Below are 25,985 nucleotides of genomic sequence, written 5' to 3' on the forward strand. Positions count from 1 at the left end.
AAATATGGAAAACCTGATTATATCAACAGAAATACAACTGAGCGGAAGCCGGATCATTCTTGAAGCCTTTCTTCAGGAAGGAGTGAAAACCGTTTTCGGATATCCGGGAGGTGCTATTATTCCTATTTATGATGCCCTTTACGACTATAAGGAGAACCTGAAACATATATTGGTACGCCACGAGCAGGCGGCAGTACATGCAGCACAGGGCTTAGCAAGAGTCTCTGGAGAAGTCGGGGTTGTATTGGCAACCAGTGGTCCCGGAGCTACCAATCTTGTAACCGGTTTGGCAGATGCGCTATTGGATAATACTCCTTTGGTATGTATTACAGGGCAGGTTTTTGAACACCTTCTTGGAACTGATGCCTTTCAGGAAATAGATGTAATGAACGTTACAAGTCCGGTTACCAAATGGAATTATCAGGTGACTGATGCTAATGAGCTTCCCGAAGTATTGGCAAAAGCATTTTACATTGCAAAATCAGGCCGCCCTGGCCCTGTATTGATTGATGTGACCAAAAATGCCCAGCTGCAGTCTGTTGCTTATAAAGGATATTCTACATGTAACTCATTGAGGAGCTATAAGCCGGATCCAGATCCATGTATGGAAAATATTGGTAAAGCTGCAGAGTTGATCAACAAAGCAGAAAAGCCATTCATCATAGCAGGACAGGGGATTATGCTGGGGAAAGCGGAAAAAGAGTTTTTGCAGTTTGCAGAAAAATCAGGAATTCCGGTAGCATGGACGGTTTTAGGAATGAGCGCTATTCCAACTAATCACCCACAAGCTGTAGGAATGGTAGGAATGCACGGAAATTATGGCCCGAATATATTAACCAATGAATGCGATGTTTTAGTAGCTGTCGGGATGAGGTTCGATGACCGTGTGACCGGAAGACTGGATCAGTACGCAAAACAGGCAAAAATTATTCACCTTGATATTGATAACGCTGAGATCAATAAAAATGTAAAAGCTGATGTTCCGGTTTTAGGGAATTGTAAACATACCCTTCCTCTTCTCACAGAAAGAATTACGAAAAAAGAACATCATGACTGGCATGAAAGATTCAAAAAATGTCATGAAGTTGAAACTATCAAGCTGATCAATACAGAGCTTTACCCTGAAGAAGGCGAGATTACCATGGGAGAAGTTATCCGTTACCTGAATGAAATGACAAAAGGTGAGGCGGTAATTGTAACAGATGTGGGACAACACCAGATGGCAACATGCCGTTACTCTCATTTCAAACATTCCCGAACCAACGTCACAAGTGGAGGGCTGGGAACAATGGGATTCTGTCTTCCTGCTGCGATAGGAGCAACTTATGCAGAGACCAATCGTCCTGTTATTGCAGTGATGGGTGATGGAGGAGCTCAAATGAATATTCAGGAACTGGGAACGATCATGCAGTATCATCCGGAAGTAAAGATTTTAATTCTGAATAATTGCTATCTGGGAATGGTAAGACAGTGGCAGGAATTGTTTCACGAAGAAAGATATTCCTCAGTAGATATTCAGAGTCCGGATTTTGTTCAGGTGGCAAAAGGATACAATATATCAGGAAAGAAAGTATCCGAGAGAGAAGACTTGAAATGGGCTCTCCGTGAAATGCTTGATCACAAGGGATCTTTCCTCCTTGAAGTGATGACAGGAAAAGAACATAATGTATTTCCGATGATTCCGCAGGGAAAAAGTGTTTCGGAGATTGTATTAAATAATAAAGCTTAAAAATAAAAAGATGAAAACAGATCATAAAGAATACACCATTACGGCGTACACAGAAGATTATTTAGGATTGATCAGCCGCATCAATGCTATATTTTCAAGAAGAAGAATTTCTATGGTAACCTTCAATGTAGGTCCTTCGGAAATAGAAAAAGTAAAAAAGTTTGTCATCGTAATCAGAGAAACAGAAGACTCTGTTCAGAAGATCAGCAGACAAATGGAAAAGCAGGTAGATGTTCTGGAAGTACATTATCACAGAACTCCATACCTGACGGCAGTAGAATATGCCAGCTAAAAAACAAAAATTAAACATCACAATCAATAATAAATAAAATCAAAAAAAATGGCAAAATTGAATTTTGGAGGAGTAGAGGAGAACGTAGTAACAAGAGAAGAATTTCCGTTGGAAAAAGCTCAGGAAGCATTAAAAAATGAAGTCGTAGCTGTAATTGGATATGGAGTACAGGGACCGGGACAGGCTTTGAACCAGAAAGATAACGGAATCAATGTTATTGTAGGGCAGAGAAAAAACTCCAAATCATGGGATAAAGCAGTTGCAGACGGATTTGTACCGGGAGAAACCTTATTCGAAATCGAAGAAGCATTAGAAAAAGGAACCATTATCTGCTATCTTCTGAGTGATGCCGCACAGATTGAATACTGGCCGAAAGTAAAACAGCATCTTACCCCAGGAAAAGCATTGTACTTCTCTCATGGTTTCGGAATCACGTTCAGCGAGCGTACAGGAATTGTTCCTCCAGCCGATGTAGATGTATTTCTGGTAGCACCAAAAGGTTCAGGAACATCATTGAGAAGAATGTTTTTGCAGGACAGAGGACTGAACAGCAGTTTTGCCGTTTATCAGGATGCTACAGGAAAAGCCAGAGAAAGGGTAACAGCATTAGGTATTGCAATCGGAAGTGGATATCTTTTTGAAACCGACTTTAAAAAAGAAGTATACAGTGATCTTGCCGGAGAACGTGGAACATTGATGGGAGCTGTACAGGGAATATTTGCCGCTCAGTATGATGTATTGAGAAAAAACGGACACAGCCCTTCCGAAGCTTTTAACGAAACCGTAGAAGAGCTGACCCAGTCATTAATGCCTTTAGTAGCGGAAAACGGAATGGACTGGATGTATGCCAATTGCAGTACAACCGCTCAGAGAGGAGCTTTAGACTGGTGGAAGCGTTTCAGAGATGCTACTTCGCCTTTGTTTGAAGAACTATATGACAATGTAGCGAAAGGAAATGAAGCACAACGTTCGATCGACAGCAACAGCAAACCGGATTATCGTGAAAAATTGGAAGCCGAACTTACTGAGCTGAGAGAAAGCGAAATGTGGAAAGCTGGTAAGACGGTGCGAAGCCTGAGACCAGAAAACAATTAATGACTAAACAGATGATGAGAGAGGGAGTAAGTTCCTCCGTTTTAGAGAATGTCTATAAAGCGGAGGAACGATTAAGAAATGTAGTGGTAAAAACACCTTTGGCTGTCAATAATAATTTGTCAGCGATTTACGAGTCGAATATTTATTTTAAAAGAGAAGACCTTCAAAGGGTAAGATCCTATAAAATAAGAGGAGCCTATAATAAGATGGCGACCATGTCTGAAAAAGAACTTTCAAAAGGGGTTGTTTGTGCCAGTGCCGGAAATCATGCGCAGGGCGTTGCGTTTGCATGTCAGACCATGAAGGTGAAAGGAACTATTTTTATGCCTTTACCAACACCCGGACAAAAGCTTGAACAGGTAAAGATGTTCGGAGGAGAATACATAGATGTTATCCTTTTCGGAGATACTTTTGATGTGGCAAAAGATGCTGCGATGAGGTTTTGCAAAGATCATAACAGCGTATTTATTCATCCTTTTGATGATCCGGCAATTATTGAAGGGCAGGCAACAACAGCCCTCGAGATTCTGGAGCAGGCAGAAGGTCTGGTCGACTATCTTTTTGTTCCTATAGGTGGTGGTGGACTGGCAGCAGGAGTTTGTACTGTATTTCAGCATTTGTCTCCGCAAACAAAGATTATTGGGGTAGAACCCTCCGCAGCAGCAAGCATGAAAAAAGCCCTTGAAAAAGGAAAACCTGTTCTTCTCGAAAAGATAAGCCGTTTTGTAGACGGAGCAGCCGTACAGCAAGTAGGAGACCTCACTTTCGAACGTTGTAAAAATATCCTGTACGATATGGCTGTAGTAGATGAAGGACTTGTCTGTGAAACCATATTATCCCTGTATAATAAAGATGCTATCGTAGTAGAACCGGCAGGTGCGCTTTCAGTAGCAGCATTGGAAAGATACAGAGAGGAAATAAAAGGTAAAAATGTAGTGTGTATTATCAGCGGAAGCAATAACGACATTACCCGTATGGAAGAAATCAAGGAAAAAGCGTTGCTTTATGCAGGGTTAAAACATTATTTCCTGGTCAGATTTCCACAGCGTCCCGGAGCATTGAAAACCTTTGTGATAGATGTACTGGGTCCTGATGATGATATTACTTATTTTGAGTACACCCAAAAAAATTCAAAAGAAAAGGGAATTGCAGTCGTAGGAATTGCTCTGAAGCAAAACAAAGATTTCACCCCGTTAATCGATAAGATGAAACAATATGATTTTTTTGTCAACTATCTGAATAATGATCCTTCGCTGATGAACCTTCTTATTTAAAAGAATTTAGATCAAAAAAGAGAAATGTTTCTTTTTTAACAATATCAAATGACATAAGAAACTGAAGCGTTAAGAAAATGAATTCTGTGAACGTTAAAAAAACTCTATTGTTTGAGTGCGGGGTTAATAGGTGATTCTAAACATAGATTGTTTCCGCACGATTTTAGAGTTTTTAGAGAACAGATTTCATTTTTAGCGGAAGTTTTTAAGTCTTGAATTTTTGGTTCTTTTGCTTCAAGGTAAAAGAACTATGACTAACTAAAAATAATTTTTTTAATAGTTCCAAATCATATTCTATATTAAATTATTTCGTATTTAAAGACAGATTCTAAAAACACAATGATGAAAAGAGCTTCACAATCTGTGAAGCTCTTTGTTTTTCGATAATATCAAACGACATAAGAAACTGAAGCGTTAAGAAAATGAATTCTGTGAACGTTAAAAAACTCTATTGTTTGAGGGCGGGGCAACCTGTGATTCTAAACATAGATCGTTTCCGTACGAGTTTAGAGTTTTTAGAGAACAGATTTCATTTTTAGCTGAAGTTTCTAAGTCTTGAATTTTTGTTTCTTTTGTTTCAATACAAAAGAATTATAATTATTTTTATCAATTATCTTTCCAATGAAAAATTTGAAATTACTTTTGGACGTTCAGTTTCATTAGCAACTTTCCAGGATGTTCTGTACATCCATTCGGTCATTTTATACAACTTCTTGTAATTGATATTTTCAGATTCATCCTGTGGTGTATGATACTGGTCGTGCAGCACGCTGGTGAAGAATATCGAAGGAATTCCAATTTTCGCATATGGAAGATGGTCACTTCTGAAATAGAAATACTCAGCATGGCTTGGAGAATCCCAATCTTTCAGGTATTTGAATTTTGTACTTTCATTATTGGCATCTTCAGCCATTTTTACAAGCTCTTCAGAATTTTTGTGAGGAGCATTTCCTCCTAATAAAGCGGCTTCATTGTTATCATTTCTTCCGATCATATCACCATTCAGAACGGCTGCAATTTTCTCTTTCGGAACAACAGGATGTGCTGCATGCCATCTTGAACCCAGCAATCCTCTTTCTTCAGCCCCATGGAAAACAAACAGAATACTTCTTTTTCCCGGTTGTTTTTTATAAGCTCTGGCCATAGCCAACATCGCAACACAGGTACTTGCATTATCATCAGCACCGTTGTAGATGGTGTCGTTCTTTACAGGATGTCTGATCCCGTCATGATCCTGATGCCCGCTCAGCAAAACATATTCGTTTTTAAGAACCGGATCTGTACCTTCTATTTTCCCAATGATATTAACTGAAGGATATTTATAAGTTTCAGTGATCAGATTCAGAGAAGCTTTAGAATTGTTTTTTACCAAGCCGGCATTTTCTCTTTTGATCCATAAAACAGGAATATTATTCGTGATTTTCTCTCTTAATCCTTCTACACCATAGCTTCCTCTTGTCATTTGAGGCAGTACTTCTACCCAGCTTTTTTCAGAGGTATCATCGGTAATGAAAATAATGGCTTTCGCTCCCAACTGAAAAGCTTTATCGTAATATTTATTTCTTACAAATCCAGGATATCTTCTTACGAAAAGCGTCATATCTTTTGAGATATTTTTGTCAGAAGCGTTTACGGCAAGTACTTTTCCTTTGATGTTTAATTTAGCAAGATCCTCAGGTTCTGCATTTCCTGCGTATACTATTTCAGCATCTACAGAAGCGTTTACAGGTTCAGCAACCAAAAAATCTTTCCATAATTTCAGATTTGTATCTCCGATTTTCAGGCTGCTTTGAGGAATAACCTGATGTCTGTACATATCAAAAAACTGGAAAAAAGTTCCGTTATCTCCGGCAGGTTTCATTCCTGCTTCTTTGGCTTTGTCAGCCAGCCACATAGAAACTTTTAATTCATCCAGCGTTCCGGCTTCACGTCCCCAGAACTGATCTGCGGCAAGCTGATACATATCGGTACGAAGATCTGCTTCTTTGATGGCAGAAACTAAAGGCTTTTTATAATTCTGAGCGCTTACAAAGGCAAATATGAAGAGCCCAAGCAAAGAAAAAATATAATTTTTATTCATGGCAGCTCTTAATTGAAGTTGGCTAATTTCTCTGAAAACTGTTTTGAAAACTCTTTTCTGTCTTCTTCAAGTTTTTCCTGCGTAGAAGGCAAAAAATAATTAAAAAGGATCTTGTCTTCATGGTCTAAAAAGATAATTTCCTTTTCATTTCCATCAATCATCTGTGAGAAAATCTCCCACATCGGAGTGTCTTTTAATTTTAATAATTCAAAAAACTGTTCTGCTTTGATTTCGATTTTCTGCATGTTCTTTTTATATATTATCGGTGAATATTTCTGAATTCTGATTCAAAAATAAAGATTTTGTATTTTTCAGGGTATTAAAACTCAAGAAACTTCAGCTTAAACTGGATAGCAAAATTTTCCCTGAAATGTGGAGTCGCATAATAACCCACTCTGTAAAATAAGCCCAGATTAAAATAGCTGGAAAGGAAATTGTTCCATTCCAAACCTACTTCCTGATACAGGTGATCCAGTTTTCTGAATTTAAACTGATGGTATTCCGGATGTTTCATGTCTCCGATAGTCCCTCTTAAGACGAAATCAAAGCTGGAAACATTATGCCCGAAACTCTTGAAATACCATGGCAGTTTGTGTGTAAAGTAATACGCTACGAATCTGTCATTATAGTATTTTCCACCCTCCAGAGTAGCAAACCCAAGGTAAGAAGTAAGGTTAAAATTAAAATCTTTACCAGGAGAAGCCAATCCGTTCATCGTAAAGTTTTTCCAGATAGGAGCTCCGCCCAGAACAGCACCTCCGTACAATCTGAAACCGGTAGTCCCGATCGGTGTTTTGAAATTATGAACAAACAGGGCATCAAAACGGGAGTAATTAAAATCTCCCTGCAGCATTTTGTAACTCTGCTCATAATTAAAATACAGCTCAGGATATCTCTGGTCAATCAGAGATTTTCCCTGTGGAGTCATAATATTGGTAGAATTCGGAGAATATTTTAAGGTGAAAAGCGTGTTGAAATTTCGATAGGAAGTTCCTCTGTCTCTGAACTGATAATCAAACTCTGCTTGTTCTGTATTTCTTCTTACAGCAAGGGCAAGGGTAAGACCGTTTGTGACATCGTTCAGATAAGATAATGACATTCCTTTAAAGTGAAAATACTTGTCATTGTTTAGATTATTCCCAAAGTTCATCGTTCTCATTTTGAAATTCCAAAACTTGCGGTTGAATTCCCCAGAGGCTGTTACATCATCATACACCTCAAATCTGAAAATTGAGTTTTTTTCCAGTGTGGTTTTCATGTCAAGCCCCATTCCATATTTCCATTTTCTGTCCTTCACTCCATAGGCAAAGTAGTAATCCGGTGAAAAATAAGGGTTAAAATTTTCATTCAGCTTGGCTTTTAAACCTAATCTGAAACCTTCATAGGAGTTATAATTGACAACTTCATCTACGGCAAAGTCTACAGATCCCACTCTGATCTGTCCGTTCAGTAATCCCGATAAAATCTGTGCTTTGGTATCAATTTTATATTTTTTACCTAAACTGTCGATCGTTTTATAGGTATTTTTTTCCCTGTCGGTAAGAGGTTCTGTTCTGTATTGATCCAGAGAATGCCCATCAATATTTTTTACAGAAAAAGTGTAGCCTTTGAAATCTTTGGGGTTCTCTTCAATAGGAGCTTCAAAATCAAAATATTTTGAGGTAAGAAAAGCGTAAGTGCCAAAGCTTTTTTTGTCTTTCTTATCGTCCGGATGCACCTTGTCATCCATGGCCATTTTACCCATTTTAAGCTTGGCTTTTTCGTGGGCAAGGAACCATTTATTATTGTAAAAAACCCAGGTACTGGTGATAATCCCGTCGTTTTTATTTTTACTGAAATTTTCAATTTTTTTGAGCCCGTAAGTTTCGGTATCTACGTAGATAGCACCATTGTATTTTCGTTTTCTGTCCGGTTTTTTGTAATTCACCTCACGGAAACGGATCACAAAATTTTTTCTCCCGTCAAGAGTAACGGTATCTGAAAGGAAGAACCTGTACAGTCCTCTGTTTTCCGGTTTTATCTGTTCCGGAACAACATCTCTGTTACTCTGCTGAAGAGCGATCATTTCATAGATAGGCTGCTTCAGTCCGGAGATTCTGTTGTCCAGAATATTGATTTTTTCACCATACTTTTTGGAGTATAAAAACTCCTGAGCCCTTTCCCAAAGGAAAAGCTTACTTTTTGAAAATATTTTTCTTGCAGTGATGTTATTTAAAGAGTCTTTTTCTCGTTTTTTCTTGAAAATATTGAGATCATTGAAATACTGATTAAACTGGGAAAGGCTGTCTTCATCAATATCCATAGATATTTTTTCGTAGGATTTGTAGGAATAGGATCCTAAACTTTTTGGAGAGTTTTCGTTAAAGAGTTTATTGACTTTTCTCAGAATTTCCAAAGCTCTGGGATCACTTTTGTCTTCAATGACTACAGCTTCAATATTCGTGGTTTTTGAGGCTTTCTTGAGCAGTGAAACTTCCATACTGCTTTCAACAGTAATGTTTTCTTTCTGGTAAGAATCAGCATCAACATCAATGTTTTTGCATCCTGTTTTGAACTCCAGAATACCCTGTTGGTCAGTGTATCCAATGATTGTATTGTCACACGACACTTTAGCATTGAAAACAGGCTTTTGACTGGCGTCATCCACAACCTTAATTTTTGATTGCGAATACCCCAAAAAGCTAAGCAGAAAAAATAATAACAGTAATTCCCTTTTCATGTAAAAAAACTACGTCAAAATTAATGATATTTATCGTTGTAAAAAAGTTTTTAACACAGTATAACATTGATTTAATCTAATGTTTTTATGGATTTTCTCCTGATAAAATTGAATGGCAAAGTCACTTAGATAGTCTTTCTCACATTTCTTTAAATTTCCAATAAAAAAACTCCTGAAAAGATGATTCTCAGGAGTTTTAATTGTTTTTGTTTTATGCGTTCCTGAAAAACTTTATCGATCATCCAGTGCTTTCATAAACTCAATAATATCATCTATTTCCTTATCGGTAAGCTGTAACGGCGCATCAGAAAGTGTCTGGTTCTCTACTTTAAATCCAAAAGCTTTTCCACCACCTTTGTTGTAAAAATTCATAACTTCTTTTAACGTTTTGTACCCTCCGTTGTGCATATAAGGAGCTGTTTTATGAATGTTTCGAAGAGTTGGTGTTTTGAATGAATGCTGTAATGAAGGAACTGTTTCATGAAATTTTCCTCTTCCCGGATCATTGTCAAATGTTTTATTCTCAGCATTTAGAGCCACTCCCAATATTTCCTGTTCGGTTTTCTTGAAATTCGGCGGAACTGTACCGTTGAACAAGGGAATGAAATGGCAAATTGCACATTGGGCTTTTCCAACAAAAAGATTAAAACCACGTTTTTGATTTTCTGTCATTGCCGATTTATTTCCTCTCATGTATTCATCGAAATCAGAATTAAATTTTGCGAGAGAACGGATATAGGTTGCCAGTACATTTTGGAGCTGCCAAACCTCGGTTTTTTGAGAATGGTAGATCTTTTTGAATGCTGCCTGATAGTTTTTATCCTGATTGATTTTGGCCAAAATCACATTCAGGTCACCGTGCATTTCTTCTTTATTGGAGATCACATCAGAGCTTTGTCCTTCCAGATCATCCTTTCTCATATCCCAAAACTGACCGTGCTGATATCCTGCGTAGTTGAGAGAAGGTGTATTTCTTGCCAGTTCAGAATTTTCAAGGGACATTGCTTTAGCAAGCCCATCTGTAAATGCTTTCTCCGGAATATGACAGGTTGCACAGCTTCGGTTATTGCTGTTGGATAGAATTTTGTCATTAAAAAGCTGATGTCCAAGAGCCGCCTTTTCTTCCGAATATGCATATTCTTTTCCAGGAGTGAAGGCATTAGGATTAAAAGCATTTTTAGTGAAAAAAGTAGCGGCATTTTTGTTTAAAGCAGTCGTTACTTCAACATCCGGAATGTTCTCCTGATTTTTAAAATCCAACATCAGAGCCGTAATCTTATTCAGATGATCCGGAATGAAGTTGGCATAATCAAACGTATTTTTGTCTGTGTTTTTCTTGAGAACTTCAATGGCTGAATTGATTTCTGTTACAATACTTTTTAAGGCTTTGTCTTTTGAACGGTCAGTGGAAATCTGTTCCAGAGTTTCTTTTATTCCTTTAAGAGAAAAAGGCATTTCCTCTAAAAATGTTCCCGAAACAGGAGTATCAAAACCTGAAATTCCTAAGCTGGAAATTCTGAATGCTTCCTGCCTCAACGCATCAAAAACCTGATCTTTACTAATGGTAATGACCTGAAAGTTGGTTTCTATAGTGTTGCTTTTATTGATGAGTTTATTGAGCATTCGAATGACTTCCTCTTTATTCCCCTTATCGTAAGGGTAGAGCATTTCTTCCAAAACCTGCAATCCTTCCGGCTCTATTTCTGTGTGTTCATCCATTTCAATTTCAGGAAGAGCAGGACCGTTGATAAATCTTGCAGAGTGGGGCAGGAAGTATTCTACCGCCCATTCTATTTTTTTGTAGGTTTTTCTGATGTCCTGAAATTTTTCCTGAAGAAGTTTTTCATCAGAGTTTTTAGAAACCAGGGTTTTCAGTTCGTTGATTTGTTTTTCAAAATCAGCATTGGTTTTGATAATCCTGTTTTTTACAGAACCAAGATCTTCATACACTGGCTGCTGCTTATCATTTTTACAATAATAAAGGGTGAAAAGTGCTGCTGCACAGTATAACAAAAGGAGTATCGGGTATTTTGAAAGTTTATGCATAGGTATGAAAAAGTATCAACAGAGATTCTCTATTGATACTTTAATTTGATATGAAGGGATTAAAACTATTTTTCTACGTTTCTGATAATTACAATCTGCCCACCTTCTTTATTGGTGTTGATTCCGGAACCGTCGGGGTTTTTGAATTTATCCAGCTGCCATGTGTGAGAGTGGATATTCACAGAGAATGTATTTGGAATTCCGATGATGTCAGAAATATCAACCATTGCTCCGAATTCCCATGAACCGAACTTCTGAAGATCTCCGGATTGGTTATAAGCGGTCTGCCATGCAGAATCACTTCTGTTATGCTTCATATTCAGCCATGGTTTGTATTGTTTTGTAGCGATATTCAGCTGCCAGATGTAAGAATCATGGTTGGCATTTTTATAATAAGAATCTCCGTCTTCCTGGATGTATACAAAGTTTTCAGTTACACATAAGTTGTCAGGATTGATAAGATTGTTTCCAGGATTAGAATCTCCTTCAGCCACAACTTCTAATTTTCCTGTCAGCATATTATTAGCATTCAAGACAAGCTTGTACACTCTTCCCCACATTGTTAATCCTGCTTTAGGGTTCACACCGTCAGAAGATTCTCCGGTAGCGGTAAAGTAAACTTCTCTTCCTTTTCCTGCTCCTTTTCTGTAATCTACATCTTCCACTCTTGAAAAACGGATCGCATTATTATCAATATTTTTCTGATTGATCTGAGCTCCTGTAAGGTTCTTAGCATTCGGAATTTCTACGAATTCTACATCGTAGCTGCTTCCTTTCGTCATATCCGTTTCAGTATAGTTGTTGTTTGTTCTTTTTAAAGAATACAATTTACCGTTATCCAGATCTCCCTGTGTGTCGGCTACGTACATGATCAGCTGTCCTGCAGACTGATGAGAAGAAGAGTAAGACTGGTCTTCACCAATGATAATATAAGATTTTCCGTTAGAAACATCTTTAGAAAGCGGAACTGCATTTTCCATAGAAGCCTTTCCCAGGGCTGGTTTTACTCTTGTTTTATCTGATGCCTGAGAAGCTGGCGCCAACGGATTCAAAGCATGAACCATACTTTCTTCACCAGATTCCCCAGCAGTAAGAAATGCACTGAAACCATGAATTTCTGGAGTTGCTAGTGTTGCAGAGCACAATCTTGTCATTCCTCCGGTTCCGTTTAAGATATATTCTCCTTTTACAGGCTTAAATGTTTTGTCTAAATATACTCTTGATACCGATTGTTTGATCTCATGATTGGTAATCATCAGATAACCGTCAGAGTTAGGATCTTTCATAACTCCCATTCCGTCCGGCTGACCTCCGAAAACGAAGTCAGGAGACCCTGGAAGAACATCAGAACTGGAGATTAGGGTGGTAATATTTAAATTTTCAAAACCAGGCATTCCAAAAACGAAAGCAGGCTCTTTAGAAAAATTTTCAATCTTTATTTTGTCATTGACAGGGGTATTGGAGTCCCCGTTATTGTCATCGTTACAGCCTTGAAAGACAATAGCTGCAAGGAATAGAGCTCCAATAGTTTGGTTAATTTTCATAATTATATTTTTTTGAATTTCGATTATGGCAAAACTAATGGTCTATTGTTAACTATGTTTTACGAGGACAAAACAATTAGTTTAATATTAGGTAATGATTTGTTAAGATAAGGTCAATAATTAGAACGGATATAAATAGAGAGACTTTGATGAAAATGTTTGTAATAAGAATAATATAACGCAGTGTATGTAAAATTTTTATTTCCTGCTTTTTTCGTTTGCAAAGGCGTTACACTCAGCTATGAAATAACTTGTATATCCTTTGCTAAATTGTTTTAAACTCCCACGGATTTCACTGATTACACAGATGTTTATGGGAAAGTATGCTTTATCTGATAGAAGCATGATTATTACATAAGCCTGGTTAGAATCAATAAAGTTGATTCTCCTGAAATATAAAGTATTATAGAAAATACTTTGCGTTGAAAAATATGTTATAGAGTAAAAACAACCGCGGCTGTCTCAATTTTGAGACAGCCGGGGCTAAAATTTATAATAGAGATTTCTATTTTAGATATTCAAAGCTTTTTGGTAAGCGTTTTCTATCCCTTCAAGGTTTTTACCACCAGCTGTCGCAAAGCCTGGGTTTCCACCGCCACCGCCTTGGATTTCTTTTGCAAGATCCTTTACGATAGCTCCAGCCTGGTAATCTGCTGCAAGATCATCAGAAACACCAACGGTAATCATTGGTTTTCCATCTGCATCAGAAAGAATGATCGTTACTGAAGCAGGAATTTCTCTCTTCAACTGGAATACGATATCTTTTACAGAACCTGCATCCAGAGAAGTTTTCTTTACTAAAAGCTGCTTGTTGCCTTTCTGCTCATAAGCATTCTTCCATTCTCCGATTTCTCCTTTTGCTTTTTCCTTTTTAAGAGCATCTACTTCTGCCTTTAATGAAGTGTTTTCTTCGATCAGTTTTTCGATAGATCTAACCACATCTTTAGACTTTAATAATTGAGAAAGTTCAATGATCTGTTTTTCAAGATTGTTGAAATATTCTTCAGATTTGTCTCCTGAGATAGCCTCAATTCTTCTGATTCCCGCAGCTGCAGAACCTTCAGAAGTAATCTTGAAATGACCAATTTCGCTGGTGTTTTTTACGTGAGTTCCTCCGCAAAGTTCTTTCGAACTTCCGAACTGGATCATTCTCACACTGTCACCATATTTTTCACCAAACAAAGCCATTGCTCCTTTTTCCAGAGCTTCCTGAATCGGAATATTTCTGAATTCCTGTAAAGCAATACTTTCTTTGATCTTTTTATTTACTTTTTCCTCAATTAATGCCAATTCTTCCTCCGTCATTTTGTTGAAATGAGAGAAGTCGAAACGAAGATAATCCGGACCTACATAAGAACCTTTCTGCTCTACGTGAGTTCCTAGAACATCTCTTAAAGCTTCATGCAGAAGGTGAGTTACAGAGTGGTTAGCCTGAGAATTTTTTCTCTCAGAAGCGTTTACTTTTGCTAATAATAATGATGATGGAGGTTCTGGAAGTCTATCTACAAGGCTTATTATAAGATTATTTTCTTTTCTTGTTTCAAGAACTTCAATTACATCTGGATAGAAAAACGTGCCACTTTCAGTTTCTCCTTTTGCATCTAAGTTTATTAATTCACCTTTGTCTCCAACCTGTCCACCTCCTTCAGGATAGAAAGGAGAGCTGCTTAATACTACCTGGTAAAATTCTCCGTCTTTGTTTTCTACTTTTCTATATCTTGTAATGTATGTTTCAGACTCAGTCTGGTCATACCCTACAAATGTTTCAGGCTTAGATTCAAGATTTACCCAGTCATATACTTTCTGAGCAGAATCTGCTTTTGAACGAAGTTTCTGTTTCTCCATTTCAGCTTTGAAACCTTCTTCATCAATAGTTAATCCTTTTTCTTCAGCAATAATTCTTGTTAAATCATCAGGGAAACCATACGTATCATACAACTCAAAAACTTCTTCACTTGGTAATACTTTCTGATTATCTGCAATAGTTTGCTGAATCAGCTTTTCTACTCTGATCAGACCGTTTTCAATTGTTTTTAAGAATGAATCTTCTTCACTTTTGATGACTTCAGAAACCAATTTCCCCTGTTTTTCAAGTTCCGGGAAGAAAGTACCCATTTGTTCCTGAAGAACAGCAACCAATTTGTAAAGGAAAGGTTCTTTCATATCCAGGAATCTGTAAGAATAAGAAATTCCTCTTCTTAAAATTCTTCTGATAACATAACCGGCTCCTCCGTTGGATGGCAATTGTCCGTCTGCAATAGCAAAAGAAACCGCTCTGATGTGGTCTACCACAACACGGATTGCAATATCTTTTTCGTTTTCTAAAACTCCGGTATATTTTTTACCTGAAAGTTCTTCAACTTTAGCAATAAGCGGAGTGAAAACATCGGTATCATAGTTGGAAGACTTCCCTTGAAGCGCCATGCAAAGACGTTCAAAGCCCATTCCTGTATCTACGTGCTGAGCAGGAAGCTTTTCTAAAGATTTATCTGCCTTTCTGTTGAACTCCATGAAAACCAGGTTCCATACTTCTACAACTTGAGGGTGGTCATTATTTACCAGTTCAAGTCCAGAAACCTTAGCTTTCTCTTCCGGTGTTCTCAAGTCAACATGGATTTCTGAACACGGTCCGCACGGTCCGCTTTCACCCATTTCCCAGAAGTTATCTTTTTTATTTCCGTTGATGATTCTATCTTCTGAAATGTGAGATTTCCAGAAGTCATAAGCATCCTGGTCTCTGTCCAGATTTTCTGAAGCATCCCCTTCAAAAATCGTTACGTATAAATTTTCTTTTGGAATTCCATATACTTCAGTCAGTAATTCCCAGGCAAAAGCAATAGCCTCTTTTTTGAAGTAATCCCCGAAAGACCAGTTTCCTAACATTTCAAACATGGTGTGGTGGTAAGTATCTCTACCTACATCATCCAGGTCATTGTGCTTCCCTGAAACTCTAAGACACTTTTGTGTATCGGCAATTCTAGGGGCGGTAGGTGTTTTGTAGCCAAGGAAGAAATCCTTGAACTGCGTCATTCCGGAGTTGGAAAACATAAGGGTAGGGTCGTCTTTCAGCACAATAGGAGCTGAAGGAACGATCAGGTGCTCCTTACTTTTAAAATAATCTAAAAATTTTTGACGTATCTCTTGTGATGTCATAGTATTGCTTTTGCTTTTTTAAGTATCAAATTTTTGATAAGATGCAAATTTAAGATTTTTAAGCGATTTGTAATAATTTTATGCTATGTTTTGAATGGTGAAGGATTTGCTTAATGGATGTGTGGTAAACCTATAAGGTTTGAAGTGACTGTAATCAATAATAATCTTCCTAATTTTGCAATTTCCGTTTAACTTACTACCTTCGTTGTGATCTGAAATAAGACAAAAAATCCTTCCAATGACAAAAGATGAAGAACTGAAAAGCTGGATAGAACAATATTCGGGACCGCTTTTGAAGCGGGCACTGTATATACTTTCGAATAAAGAAGACGCACAGGATGTTGTTCAGGATGTTTTTCTTGCCGCTTACTCAGCTTATGATTCTTTTGAAGGAAAAAGTCAGGCGCTTACGTGGCTGATGGCTATTCTGAACAGAAAAGTGGCAGATTTTTACCGGAAAAAATATAAATCAGAACCCAATGTGAGACTCGATCATTTTTTTGATGAAACAGGATCATGGAAAAATAATGATGTTTTAAATGACTGGAATGTATCCGGCGAAGGAGATGAGCTTTTAGACAGTACAGATTTTAATAAAACCTTAGAGGAATGTATTGAGGAATTGCCCTCCAGATGGAAGATCCTGCTTAAAATGTATTATATAGAAGAAAAAAAAGCTCCGGAAGTAAGTCAGGAATTAGAGGTTTCTACGACTAATCTTTGGAAGATTTTGCAAAGAAGCCGCATGCAGCTCAGAGAATGTCTGGAGTTTAACTGGTTTTCAAAATCATAAGTGATATGATAAGAAGAATACTACATATATTATTTTTACCGTGCAGTGAGGCTACTTTACTGATGGAAAAGAGGAATGCCCAATCCATTTCTGCCAAAGAGAACAGGATGTTGAGCATGCACCTTATGATCTGCAAATGGTGCAGAATGTACAATGAAAAGCTGGCACTTCTGGATAAAGTGTTTAAAAAGACATTTTCTGAACAAAAAACTGAAATAAATGAATCTGAAATTCAGGACTTTAAAAATAAAATGATCGATAAATTGAATTTCTAAGAAAATTTCTGTCAGGATTTTAAAAAGCTTCCGACTATACTTTTGAAAACAATAAAGTATTAATTAAAATCTTAAAAACATGGTCGGAACAGTACAGGAATCTAAAAATCTATTATCCCGAATCGGGTATTACATTTCGCTTTTCGGAGCAGCGCTTATTTTGCTGTGGATTGGTATCTTCAAGTTTACCCCTACAGAAGCAGCAGCTATAAAACCTTTGGTGGAAAACCATTTCTTAACTTTTTTCGTATATAAAATCATAAGCGTCCAGGCAGTGTCAAATCTTATCGGAACGATAGAAATTATCATTGCATTACTCCTGATATTTAGTGCGAAATTTGCTGTATTGAAAAAATATGCAGGTATCGGAATGATAGTAACTTTTCTGGTGACATTAAGCTATTTATTTACAACACCGGGAATATGGAAGATAGTAGATGGAGTGCCTGTGACGGATTTCTTTATTCTAAAAGACCTTATGCTTTTAGGATTTGGATTCATGATCGTTAAAAATAATAAGTAATGAATAAAAAGGTAAAAATGAAAAATATATTTATTGTACTCGGAATCATTCTGGGTATAGCAGTCTTTGCTGCGGGATCCGGGCTTTTCAAAAAAAATAAGCCTAATGTAGTGGAAATAAAAAAAGAAAATGAGAAAATTATGGATAACAAAAACGTTAGAGAGATTTATTTTGCAGGTGGATGTTTCTGGGGAACAGAACATTTTTTTCAACAAATTCGTGGAGTTGTAGGAACAGAAGTAGGCTATGCCAACGGGAATACCCAAAATCCTACTTATGAGGAGGTAGTAAGCCATACAACAGGTTTTGCAGAAACCGTAAAAGTGAAATATGATCCGGAACAGGTGGATCTGAAACTGTTGATTGATCTGTATTTTAAAACAATCGATCCTACCAGTAAAGATCAGCAGGGGAATGACAGAGGAAACCAGTACAGAACAGGAATCTATTTTACCAATAAAACAGATGAAGCTTTAGTAAAAGATGAAGTCCAGAAACTGGCAAAAAATTACAACAAACCATTACTCGTAGAAACTATTCCATTGAAAAATTTCTACAGAGCAGAAGATTATCATCAGGATTATCTGGATAAAAACCCAGGCGGATACTGCCATATTGAACCAGGACTTTTTGAAATGGCCAAAAAAGCCAATCCGCTTCCAAAACCGGCTTATCACAAACAGGATAAAAAGGTTTTAAAAGAAAAACTTACTGCAGAACAATATAATGTAACTCAGGAAAACGGTACGGAAAGACCTTTCCAGAATGAATACTGGAACGAAACCCGTGAAGGAATTTATGTAGATATTACAACAGGAGAACCTTTGTTTATCTCTACAGATAAATTTGAATCCGGCTGTGGATGGCCAAGCTTCTCAAAACCAATTACAAAGAGTTTGATTGACGAAAAACTGGATCGTACCCATGGTATGGATAGAGTAGAAGTAAGAAGTAAAACCGGTGATGCCCATTTAGGACACGTCTTCACAGACGGACCGGAAGATAAAGGAGGACTCCGTTACTGTATCAACAGTGCTTCGCTGAAATTTATTCCAAAAGCAGAAATGGAAAGTAAAGGATACGGAAAATATCTTCCGTTGTTAGATAAAAAGTAATGTGAAAGGAAGGCTGCCAGATGGCAGCCTTTTTATTTTGAATTAATGGCGTAATTGAAATTTCATTTCAACCTTACCAATCTCTTTTTCTCAAAATCCAGTACGATCCAAATATAAAAATAGCACACCACACCAGGCAAGCGATAAGACTTTCTGTAGGGTAGTGGAATTCATATTTTATGCCCATACTTTTAGCCATATTTAATCTCATCATCGGATTAGGAATAAGATTAGACATACTTTCCAATGGTAAAAGATGGGTGATGAAAAAGTCATTCTGAAGAACTTCATTTCTTTGCGGCCCCTGCATTCCTTTTACTTTTGAGAACACTTCAATAGTTGTTAAAATTGCCTCACCAATCCATAAAACAAAAAGAGCAAGAAATACAAAAACCGATTTTCTCAGCAAAATGGAAAGGAACATCAAGAAACAGAAGAATGTAAATAATTTTACCAGATAATTTCCAATAAAGAAGATTTCAGCAAAAACCTTTGTAGATTCTGTTGTATTGGAGTATTGATATCCCAGAAACAAAGTAATTCCCAATACAATGGCCGTTGAAACAATAGTGAAAATACTTATTGTCAGTAGTTTTGAAGTGATGAATTCCTTTCTGCTTAATCCATCAATCGTATTCTGTTTAAACATTCTGTTGCTGAACTCCTGCGAAATGGAGAAAACAATAATCAATCCCAGGAAAATTTTCAACAAAGCAACAATCCATGTGGTAAAATTCCAGATTTCCGGGAAATTATAAATCCCCTGTTCTTTTAAGTTAATCGTTCCTCCAAAAACATCAAAATCAACCAACCCGACGAAAAGCAAAGCAATAAGAATGGCGAAATAGAGTATCGTGAAAACCTTAAACGGTTTGTAGTTCAGGTTTTTGTAGTATTCCAGTTTTAATAATTTTATCATGACTAATTAATGTTTTTTACAAGTTCAAGGAATTGAGATTCAAGAGACAGTTTTTTCTTGGTCAGATGAGAAAGGTAAATTCCCCTCTCTGCCAGTTTCTGATTCATTGCCGAAGCCGAAATAGAAGCATCATCACGGATCTGAGCTTTGATAAGATCTCCTTCCTGATTGATAGAAGTGAACCATTGAAGCTCATTCAGAGCATTTAAAAGTAATGTGTTATTATCAGCTTTCAGTTCAAAATATCCATTGTTGGAAGTCATTTCATCCACTCGTCCGCAATAAATAGAATTTCCTTCTTTCAGTACAATGACATGGCTGCATATTTTTTCAATTTCATCCAAAAGGTGGCTTGCAATGATAATCGTGATTCCCTGCTTGGCAATATCGCTGATGATTTCTCGGATTTGAATAATTCCTTCAGGATCCAATCCATTGGTTGGTTCATCTAATATCATGACTTCAGGATTATTCAACATCGCTGAAGCTATGGCAAGACGCTGTTTCATTCCCAAAGAAAAGGTTTTGAAAGTATCTTTTCTCCTTTCATAAAGATTTACGGTTTTCAGAACTTCGTCAATTCTGGAATAAGGAGTTTTTTTAATTTCGGCTACAATCTTAAGGTTGGTTTCCGCACTTAAATAAGGATAAAAGTTGGGCTGCTCGATAATTGCTCCAATCTTTTTTAAAGTTTCCGGATCTGTTCCTTTTTTACCAAACCAAAACCAATCTCCGCTGGTAGGGTTGATTGTTGAAAGCAGCATCCCGAAAGTCGTGGATTTTCCGCTTCCATTGGGACCCAAAAGCCCATAAACATTTCCTCTTTCGACATCAAAAGAAATATTGTTGACCACAACTCTTTTGAATTTCTTCGTCAAATTTTTTACTGATAAAATCTTTTCCATGTAATTTGTTTTACATAGTAGTAGTCTATATAAATTAGATAATGTTACAGAATTATCATAAATCAATATCAATTTATTGGTAAATACATTAAATTTGATAGAATTAATCAACACTTATGAAGCTAATTGAACTGGCAGAAGAACTGAATGTATCTGCAGAAGCCATAAAACAGTTTATACAGGATTTTGATCTTGAATTGGTAGACTGTGTCAGTACGAATTTTGAAGTAAAAGAAGATTTTGAAAAATTTGCCCGGGAAAATGTAGACTTTTTAAGGTTATATGAAAAAGATCTGGACAAAAATAAAACATTGGAGCAGATTGCCAAAGTCATCAACCAGCCTAAAGACAAGGTAGAAAAGGTGATTAAAGATAATGATCTCAATATTTTTGATAACGGTTTTTTTAAATCCTCCATATCAAGTTATGGAATTGATAATAAATTAGGAGGAAACTATAAGTTTGTCTATGATTATTTCGGGAGTAAAACCAGTCTTCAGCAAAGAGATTTTATAGGATACAGAGATCTGTTTTTTTATACATCTACTGTTTTGGAACCCTTTCTGAATCCACAGCAGATCAAAGATTGGGGGATCAACAAGCCTGCAGGAATTATTCTCTATGGCCCTCCGGGAAGCGGTAAAATATTTTGGGCGAATAAAATTGCTGAAATCATAGGCTATCAGTTTAAAGAAGTCAAAAAACATTATTTGGGAACCTCATTGATTGACGGAAATGAAATCAACTTCAGTGATTTTCTGTTGAACATGATGAAGGAAAATAAAATGCTGCTCTTCATGGACGATTTTGATGAAATTATGATGCAGAGAAAAGCAGAAACAGATGTTGCTTCCTGTAATCTTGAAGCCCAGGAGCTTATTCTCCATTATATCGGAAAATTTGAAAAAGAAGGAGTTTTAATGGTTGGTTCAGCCAATTCTGTTTCAGAAATCGACGAAGAAATTCTTGCTCCGGGAAGATTCGATGTGCTGATTCCTATTTTTCCTCCCAATGCTTCAGAGCGGTCAGAAATCATTTTATATGCCATGACCAGAGGACTGGAAGAAGATTCTTTACTCTACAAAATACTTAAAAACAATAAAGCAGATAAAGTTCCTTTCTGGCATGAAATAGCTTCAAAGATGAAAGCATTCAGCAATACCATGCTGATCGATTTTACCCAAAGTTTAAAGAAAAGAATTAAAAATCTTTATCAAAGAACCAGAAATGAAAAGCTTAAGATTGATCAGGATCTTTTGAGCGGAGCTTTAAGGGATGCCGGTTCCAAGCTTACCGAAGAATATCTTGATCAGGTAGCAAGATTCCTTGCAGACGCCATTATCAATAATTTTGATGATTTTAAGTTTAGGATTCAGGCATTGAAGAGCGAACTGGAAACCTACAGAGTTGTTGAAGAACCCCAAAGAGCAATCGGTTTTCAGCATAATGATGAGGGAGATAAAGGGTAAATCGTTCAAAGTTTAGTGTTTTTCAAAAATTACTTATCATTCATTACTCATGAACAGCATCTGGGAACTGGACACTTTCTACAGAAAAAGAGATATTATCATTATTGGTGCGGGATTTTCCGGGCTCTGGACAGCGATATCCATCAAAGAGAAATATCCTGACAAATCTGTTCTCATTATTGAACGGAATGCCATTCCATTGGGTGCCTCCACGAGAAATGCCGGTTTTGCCTGTTTCGGAAGCCTTACCGAAGTTGTTGCCGATTCGCAGAAAATGGGCTGGGAAAAAACACTGGAACTTGTTACAATGAGATTTGACGGGCTTCAGAAAATTCAGCATTATTTTAGAAATGATGAAATTGATTTTGAACTCAACGGAGGTTATGAAATTGTAAATAATGAAGAACCTTTAGTCCATATTGACACAGTAAATGACAAACTGAAAGCAATAACCGGATTGGATCAAACTTATACTTTGAGACAGAATAAAATACAAGAATTTGGACTTGGGAAATCTGCATTTCTGATTGAAAATCCGTGTGAAGGAAGTCTTCATTCCGGAAAACTGCTGCAAAAATTGCTGGAAAAATGCCACGAACTGAAAATTGAATTTTTATTCGGAACAGAGGTGAATAACATTGATGAAAAAGTAAATGACGTTGAGGTTTATGTTTCCGATAATCTTTCGATAAAAGCGGATAAAATTATTTACTGTACCAACGCATTTACATCAAAGTTTCTGGAAAATGAAAATATCATTCCTGCCCGCGGGCAGGTTCTTCTGACAGAACCAATAGATGGATTGAAACTTAAAGGAACATTCCATTATGATGAAGGTTACTATTATTTCAGAAATATAGGAAACAGAATATTACTGGGTGGCGGAAGAAATCAGGATTTTAAAACAGAAGAAACAACTACTTTTGAAACAACAGAATTCCTGCAGAATCATTTGGAAAACTTTTTGAAAGAAGTCATTCTGCCTCATCAAAGCATTAAAATTGCGCTTCGCTGGTCAGGAATCATGGCTATGGGTGATGAGAAAACACCTATTGTAAAACAACTTTCGGAAAGACAGTTTTGTGCTGTAAGACTTTCAGGAATGGGGGTTGCTTTAGCTCCTAAGATTGGTGAAATGATTGCAGAAAAGATTTGATAAATGATAAAACTAAATTGAGATCTTAATCTGAGATTTTACGAATAAAATGGAATAAAACAGTATGAGTAGTTATAAATATACAGTATGGTTTTCTATGTTAACAATTCCTCTTGGCTTTCTTGCAATCCGTGCAGGAGGTGGAGGCCACGGGACTTATTTTCCTTTATTAGCTATCTTTCCGTTTAGTTTACTGGGGACTTTTTTAAATGAAGAAATACCTGTATTTATAGGAATAATACAATTACCTGTTTATGGTTTTTTAATGGATAAATTTGGAACAAAAAAAGCTCTTCCTTTTATTATTGCAATACATGTTATAGGTATGTGTACTGTTTTTATCTTGAAAAGAGACTATTTTTTTAGTTAATTATTTTCCCACCAGTTAAAAATTTCAGATGCCAATTCTTCTGAATTGAACTCATATCTGTAAAGGCCATAAGAAACACACAATTCAGTTTCTATAATTCTTTCCAATTTATCTTGATCTGCTCCTTTTTCCAGCTGTTGAAGAAGTTTTTCAGTGAGATGATCAAAATTGCTTTTGGAAAGTCCCGGAATTAAATTCATTGAAACAATAAGTTTCTTTAACTGAGCAAAATTTCCATTACGCTCATTAATCCAATCATTGATATCCATTTAAACCTGTTTTAAAATATAAATATAAAGGAAAAATATTTTTCTCTTCTTTAAATTCCAAAAATCAAAACCTCAACCCCCAAACTTTAAACCCGTAACTTTGAACCAGTACCTCTCCACTCTAAAAGAATTCCTTATTTTTGCAAAAAAGAAACATTCGTGATTAACAACGACCAGATAAAAGACGTTCAATCCAGAATTGAAGACTTACACAGATACCTTCAGATTGAAAAAAAGAAGATTGAAATTGCCAATGATGATGAAAAAACTGCAGCACCTGAATTTTGGGATAACCCCAAAACCGCCGAGGCATTTTTAAAACAGCTTCGATCCAAGAAAAAATGGGTGGAAGGCTATGATGAAATTCAGACACAGTTTGAAGATCTGCAGGTTTTAGCTGATTTTGCCAAAGAAGATCCGGATTCTGAAAAAGAGCTGGACGAAACATTCCCGCAGTTGGTAGAGAAAATTGAAGACCTGGAATTCAAAAATATGCTTTCCAATGAAGGAGATGAGCTTTCTGCAGTCCTTCAGATTACAGCAGGAGCAGGAGGAACAGAAAGTTGTGACTGGGCAGCTATGCTGATGAGAATGTATACGATGTGGGCAGATAAACAAGGCTATAAAATCCGTGAACTGAACTTTCAGGAAGGTGATGTAGCGGGTGTGAAGACCGTAACTCTTGAAATTGAAGGAGAATTTGCTTTTGGATATTTAAGAGGAGAAAACGGAGTACACAGACTGGTAAGAATTTCCCCTTTTGACAGTAATGCAAAACGTCATACAAGCTTTGTTTCAGTATATGTCTATCCTTTGGTAGATGATACCATTGAGATCAATATCAATCCTGCCGATATCAGTTTCGAAACCATGAGATCTTCCGGAGCAGGAGGGCAGAACGTAAACAAGGTAGAGACTGCTGTACGTCTTCGCCACGCACCAACCGGAATTATTATTGAAAACTCAGAATCCCGTTCTCAGCTTCAGAATAAAGAAAAAGCAATGCAGCTCCTTCGCTCAAGACTATACGAAATGGAATTGGAAGAGCGTATGAAAGCAAGAAACGAGATAGAAGCCAACAAAATGAAGATCGAGTGGGGAAGCCAGATCAGAAACTATGTAATGCACCCGTATAAACTGGTAAAAGATGTACGTTCCGGTCATGAAACTTCAGATGTAGATGCAGTAATGAACGGAAATCTTACTCCTTTCCTAAAAGCATTCTTAATGGCCGATGGGACGGCAGTTTCCGATGATGATCTTGAATTATAAAAATCATGTTTGAATTTTAGTTAAAATCTTATAATTAATTTTTGTTTCAGACATTTTAAACTTACTTTTGTTGTTCATCGATATTTATGGAAGATTTCAATAGCTGGAAGGATTTATTAAACCCGGAATTTTATATTAAAATGGGAGGGTTTTGGCTGATTTTGTTTATTGTTTTTGCTGAAACAGGTCTTTTTGTAGGATTTTTCCTACCTGGAGATTCTCTTTTATTCGTTTCGGGAATTTATGCCGTTGAAATCATCAAAGAGACTTTTGGTTCTACAGGAAGTGATTTCTTAGATACCACAATATTAGCTTCAGGGGTAGCTCTTGCAGCTGTTATAGGAAATGAAGTAGGATACTATTTTGGAAGAAAAGCCGGACCTGCCTTATATAAAAGACCGGATTCAATGCTTTTCAAGAAGAAGTATCTTTATCAGGCTCACGATTTCTTTGAAAAACACGGTGCATTAGCTGTTATTATGGCAAGATTCTTACCGGTTGTAAGAACTTTTACACCCATTGTAGCAGGTATTGTAAAGATGGATAAAAAAGAGTTCTTAAGAGATAATGTTATTGGTGCTGTTTTATGGTCATTCATTTTGATCTTTGCAGGGCATTATCTGGACAAACTTTTCATGGAGCAGTTTGGAATTAACTTAAAACAAAAGCTGGAATACATTATTATTGTAATCGTATTGGTAACTACACTTCCGGTTATCTTCAAATTTGTTTTTGGAAAAAAAGAAGATCTTTCTAAAAAATACGAAGACCAGGATTTTGAATAAATAAAAAATTCAATCAAAAATATAGAGCCGTCTCAATAGTGAGATGGCTTTTTTATTACTTATGATTTGAGTATGATTGTTTTTTTAAGCAAAGATTATCTTTATAATAAACTATTTTAAGAGAGCAAAGAAGGGAATCAATAAAATTGATTCTTTCTAAGCGGATGGATGTATATTCGGGTGCTTCATCAGTGACAAAGTC

The 25,985-nt window shown here is 36.7% G+C and carries 22 protein-coding genes; 13 read left to right on the top strand and 9 right to left on the bottom strand.

All coding sequences use genetic code 11. The annotated features are described in order from the left end of the window. The first annotated feature begins 4 nt into the window (after positions 1-4). From ilvB to ilvA, 4 genes are read left to right on the top strand one after another with little or no spacing between them, the layout of a single operon-like run. Positions 5-1,729: a biosynthetic-type acetolactate synthase large subunit gene (gene ilvB, locus LKL37_RS01385; RefSeq protein WP_431608789.1), complete on the top strand. Its 1,725-nt coding sequence runs from the start codon at positions 5-7 to the stop codon at positions 1,727-1,729. A gap of 10 nt (positions 1,730-1,739) precedes the next feature. Next, a complete protein-coding gene (locus tag LKL37_RS01390; protein WP_105702475.1) occupies positions 1,740-2,021 on the top strand; it encodes a hypothetical protein in 282 nt (93 codons plus the stop codon). A 48-nt stretch (positions 2,022-2,069) separates the two neighbouring features. Continuing rightward, the gene (gene ilvC / locus LKL37_RS01395) at positions 2,070-3,116 is read left to right on the top strand and encodes a ketol-acid reductoisomerase (RefSeq protein WP_105702476.1); all 1,047 of its coding nucleotides are present in this window, start codon (positions 2,070-2,072) and stop codon (positions 3,114-3,116) included. Continuing rightward, positions 3,116-4,390 carry a threonine ammonia-lyase gene (ilvA, locus tag LKL37_RS01400; RefSeq protein ID WP_431608790.1) on the top strand — a complete coding sequence of 425 codons (1,275 nt, stop codon included), beginning with the start codon at positions 3,116-3,118 and terminating at the stop codon, positions 4,388-4,390. Before ilvC ends, ilvA begins: the two co-directional genes overlap by 1 nt. 610 nt (positions 4,391-5,000) lie before the next feature. Here ilvA and LKL37_RS01405 read toward each other — a convergent pair. The 6 genes from LKL37_RS01405 to alaS all read right to left on the bottom strand — a co-directional run bounded on the left by LKL37_RS01405 (position 5,001) and on the right by alaS (position 15,932). Next, positions 5,001-6,470 (bottom strand): M20/M25/M40 family metallo-hydrolase, encoded by a 1,470-nt coding sequence (locus LKL37_RS01405; RefSeq protein ID WP_431608791.1) that lies wholly within the window; start codon positions 6,468-6,470, stop codon positions 5,001-5,003. Between the two features lie 8 nt (positions 6,471-6,478). Further along, entirely contained in the window at positions 6,479-6,715 is a 237-nt protein-coding gene (locus LKL37_RS01410) for a hypothetical protein (protein WP_431608792.1), read from the bottom strand. 74 nt (positions 6,716-6,789) lie between these two features. Beyond that, positions 6,790-9,117: a hypothetical protein gene (locus LKL37_RS01415; protein WP_431608793.1), complete on the bottom strand. Its 2,328-nt coding sequence runs from the start codon at positions 9,115-9,117 to the stop codon at positions 6,790-6,792. Positions 9,118-9,420: 303 nt separating this feature from the next. Continuing rightward, positions 9,421-11,235: a cytochrome-c peroxidase gene (locus LKL37_RS01420; protein WP_431608794.1), complete on the bottom strand. Its 1,815-nt coding sequence runs from the start codon at positions 11,233-11,235 to the stop codon at positions 9,421-9,423. A gap of 65 nt (positions 11,236-11,300) precedes the next feature. Further along, positions 11,301-12,779, bottom strand: a complete 1,479-nt coding sequence (locus tag LKL37_RS01425) for an alkaline phosphatase PhoX (protein ID WP_431608795.1) — start codon at positions 12,777-12,779, stop codon at positions 11,301-11,303. 510 nt (positions 12,780-13,289) lie between these two features. Further along, positions 13,290-15,932, bottom strand: coding sequence for an alanine--tRNA ligase (gene alaS / locus LKL37_RS01430; RefSeq protein ID WP_431608796.1), 2,643 nt, complete (start codon positions 15,930-15,932; stop codon positions 13,290-13,292). A 238-nt stretch (positions 15,933-16,170) separates the two neighbouring features. On the opposite strand from alaS, the gene LKL37_RS01435 reads away from it, so the two are divergent. The 4 genes from LKL37_RS01435 to msrB all read left to right on the top strand — a co-directional run bounded on the left by LKL37_RS01435 (position 16,171) and on the right by msrB (position 18,638). Continuing rightward, the gene (locus LKL37_RS01435) at positions 16,171-16,725 is read left to right on the top strand and encodes a sigma-70 family RNA polymerase sigma factor (RefSeq protein ID WP_431608797.1); all 555 of its coding nucleotides are present in this window, start codon (positions 16,171-16,173) and stop codon (positions 16,723-16,725) included. A 5-nt stretch (positions 16,726-16,730) separates the two neighbouring features. After that, positions 16,731-17,000, top strand: coding sequence for a hypothetical protein (locus tag LKL37_RS01440; RefSeq protein WP_431608799.1), 270 nt, complete (start codon positions 16,731-16,733; stop codon positions 16,998-17,000). A 79-nt stretch (positions 17,001-17,079) separates the two neighbouring features. Further along, entirely contained in the window at positions 17,080-17,523 is a 444-nt protein-coding gene (locus LKL37_RS01445) for a DUF417 family protein (protein WP_431608800.1), read from the top strand. Between the two features lie 17 nt (positions 17,524-17,540). Continuing rightward, the gene (msrB, locus tag LKL37_RS01450) at positions 17,541-18,638 is read left to right on the top strand and encodes a peptide-methionine (R)-S-oxide reductase MsrB (RefSeq protein ID WP_431608801.1); all 1,098 of its coding nucleotides are present in this window, start codon (positions 17,541-17,543) and stop codon (positions 18,636-18,638) included. Between the two features lie 73 nt (positions 18,639-18,711). On the opposite strand, the gene LKL37_RS01455 is transcribed toward msrB, so the two are convergent. Together LKL37_RS01455 and LKL37_RS01460 are read right to left on the bottom strand one after the other, a co-directional pair. Then, on the bottom strand, positions 18,712-19,557 hold the full coding sequence (locus tag LKL37_RS01455; protein WP_105702486.1) for an ABC transporter permease: 846 nt from the start codon (positions 19,555-19,557) through the stop codon (positions 18,712-18,714). A 2-nt stretch (positions 19,558-19,559) separates the two neighbouring features. Beyond that, on the bottom strand, positions 19,560-20,462 hold the full coding sequence (locus LKL37_RS01460; RefSeq protein ID WP_431608802.1) for an ABC transporter ATP-binding protein: 903 nt from the start codon (positions 20,460-20,462) through the stop codon (positions 19,560-19,562). 116 nt (positions 20,463-20,578) lie between these two features. Between LKL37_RS01460 and LKL37_RS01465 the strand changes: the two genes are divergently transcribed. The 3 genes from LKL37_RS01465 to LKL37_RS01475 all read left to right on the top strand — a co-directional run bounded on the left by LKL37_RS01465 (position 20,579) and on the right by LKL37_RS01475 (position 23,457). After that, entirely contained in the window at positions 20,579-21,931 is a 1,353-nt protein-coding gene (locus LKL37_RS01465) for an AAA family ATPase (protein ID WP_431608803.1), read from the top strand. Between the two features lie 49 nt (positions 21,932-21,980). Continuing rightward, complete coding sequence (locus tag LKL37_RS01470) at positions 21,981-23,087, top strand: NAD(P)/FAD-dependent oxidoreductase (RefSeq protein WP_431608804.1); 1,107 nt, start codon at positions 21,981-21,983, stop codon at positions 23,085-23,087. Positions 23,088-23,151: 64 nt separating this feature from the next. After that, entirely contained in the window at positions 23,152-23,457 is a 306-nt protein-coding gene (locus tag LKL37_RS01475; protein ID WP_431608805.1) for a hypothetical protein, read from the top strand. Here the strand turns inward: LKL37_RS01475 and LKL37_RS01480 are convergent. Next, positions 23,454-23,726 (bottom strand): hypothetical protein, encoded by a 273-nt coding sequence (locus LKL37_RS01480; protein WP_431608806.1) that lies wholly within the window; start codon positions 23,724-23,726, stop codon positions 23,454-23,456. The two genes, LKL37_RS01475 and LKL37_RS01480, sit on opposite strands and share 4 nt — an antisense overlap. Positions 23,727-23,885: 159 nt before the next feature. Between LKL37_RS01480 and prfB the strand changes: the two genes are divergently transcribed. Both prfB and LKL37_RS01490 read left to right on the top strand, forming a co-directional pair. Beyond that, entirely contained in the window at positions 23,886-24,998 is a 1,113-nt protein-coding gene (prfB, locus tag LKL37_RS01485; protein WP_431608807.1) for a peptide chain release factor 2, read from the top strand. An 86-nt stretch (positions 24,999-25,084) separates the two neighbouring features. Further along, complete coding sequence (locus LKL37_RS01490) at positions 25,085-25,783, top strand: DedA family protein (RefSeq protein ID WP_105702492.1); 699 nt, start codon at positions 25,085-25,087, stop codon at positions 25,781-25,783. Positions 25,784-25,985: the final 202 nt, after the last annotated feature.

It is taken from the genome of Chryseobacterium sp. 'Rf worker isolate 10' (assembly GCF_050753305.1).
Taxonomy (GTDB): Bacteria; Bacteroidota; Bacteroidia; order Flavobacteriales; family Weeksellaceae; genus Chryseobacterium.

Bases quoted from the DNA above. Each gene is read 5' to 3' on its own strand.
- ilvB (WP_431608789.1), top strand. From the start codon at position 5: ATGGAAAACCTGATTATATCAACAGAAATACAACTGAGCGGAAGCCGG.
- LKL37_RS01480 (WP_431608806.1), bottom strand. From the start codon at position 23,726: ATGGATATCAATGATTGGATTAATGAGCGTAATGGAAATTTTGCTCAG.
- ilvC (WP_105702476.1), top strand. From the start codon at position 2,070: ATGGCAAAATTGAATTTTGGAGGAGTAGAGGAGAACGTAGTAACAAGA.
- alaS (WP_431608796.1), bottom strand. From the start codon at position 15,932: ATGACATCACAAGAGATACGTCAAAAATTTTTAGATTATTTTAAAAGT.
- LKL37_RS01425 (WP_431608795.1), bottom strand. From the start codon at position 12,779: ATGAAAATTAACCAAACTATTGGAGCTCTATTCCTTGCAGCTATTGTC.
- LKL37_RS01410 (WP_431608792.1), bottom strand. From the start codon at position 6,715: ATGCAGAAAATCGAAATCAAAGCAGAACAGTTTTTTGAATTATTAAAA.
- LKL37_RS01455 (WP_105702486.1), bottom strand. From the start codon at position 19,557: ATGATAAAATTATTAAAACTGGAATACTACAAAAACCTGAACTACAAA.
- LKL37_RS01405 (WP_431608791.1), bottom strand. From the start codon at position 6,470: ATGAATAAAAATTATATTTTTTCTTTGCTTGGGCTCTTCATATTTGCC.
- LKL37_RS01490 (WP_105702492.1), top strand. From the start codon at position 25,085: ATGGAAGATTTCAATAGCTGGAAGGATTTATTAAACCCGGAATTTTAT.
- LKL37_RS01460 (WP_431608802.1), bottom strand. From the start codon at position 20,462: ATGGAAAAGATTTTATCAGTAAAAAATTTGACGAAGAAATTCAAAAGA.
- LKL37_RS01475 (WP_431608805.1), top strand. From the start codon at position 23,152: ATGAGTAGTTATAAATATACAGTATGGTTTTCTATGTTAACAATTCCT.
- LKL37_RS01435 (WP_431608797.1), top strand. From the start codon at position 16,171: ATGACAAAAGATGAAGAACTGAAAAGCTGGATAGAACAATATTCGGGA.
- msrB (WP_431608801.1), top strand. From the start codon at position 17,541: ATGAAAAATATATTTATTGTACTCGGAATCATTCTGGGTATAGCAGTC.
- LKL37_RS01390 (WP_105702475.1), top strand. From the start codon at position 1,740: ATGAAAACAGATCATAAAGAATACACCATTACGGCGTACACAGAAGAT.
- LKL37_RS01440 (WP_431608799.1), top strand. From the start codon at position 16,731: ATGATAAGAAGAATACTACATATATTATTTTTACCGTGCAGTGAGGCT.
- ilvA (WP_431608790.1), top strand. From the start codon at position 3,116: ATGACTAAACAGATGATGAGAGAGGGAGTAAGTTCCTCCGTTTTAGAG.
- LKL37_RS01420 (WP_431608794.1), bottom strand. From the start codon at position 11,235: ATGCATAAACTTTCAAAATACCCGATACTCCTTTTGTTATACTGTGCA.
- LKL37_RS01445 (WP_431608800.1), top strand. From the start codon at position 17,080: ATGGTCGGAACAGTACAGGAATCTAAAAATCTATTATCCCGAATCGGG.
- LKL37_RS01465 (WP_431608803.1), top strand. From the start codon at position 20,579: ATGAAGCTAATTGAACTGGCAGAAGAACTGAATGTATCTGCAGAAGCC.
- LKL37_RS01470 (WP_431608804.1), top strand. From the start codon at position 21,981: ATGAACAGCATCTGGGAACTGGACACTTTCTACAGAAAAAGAGATATT.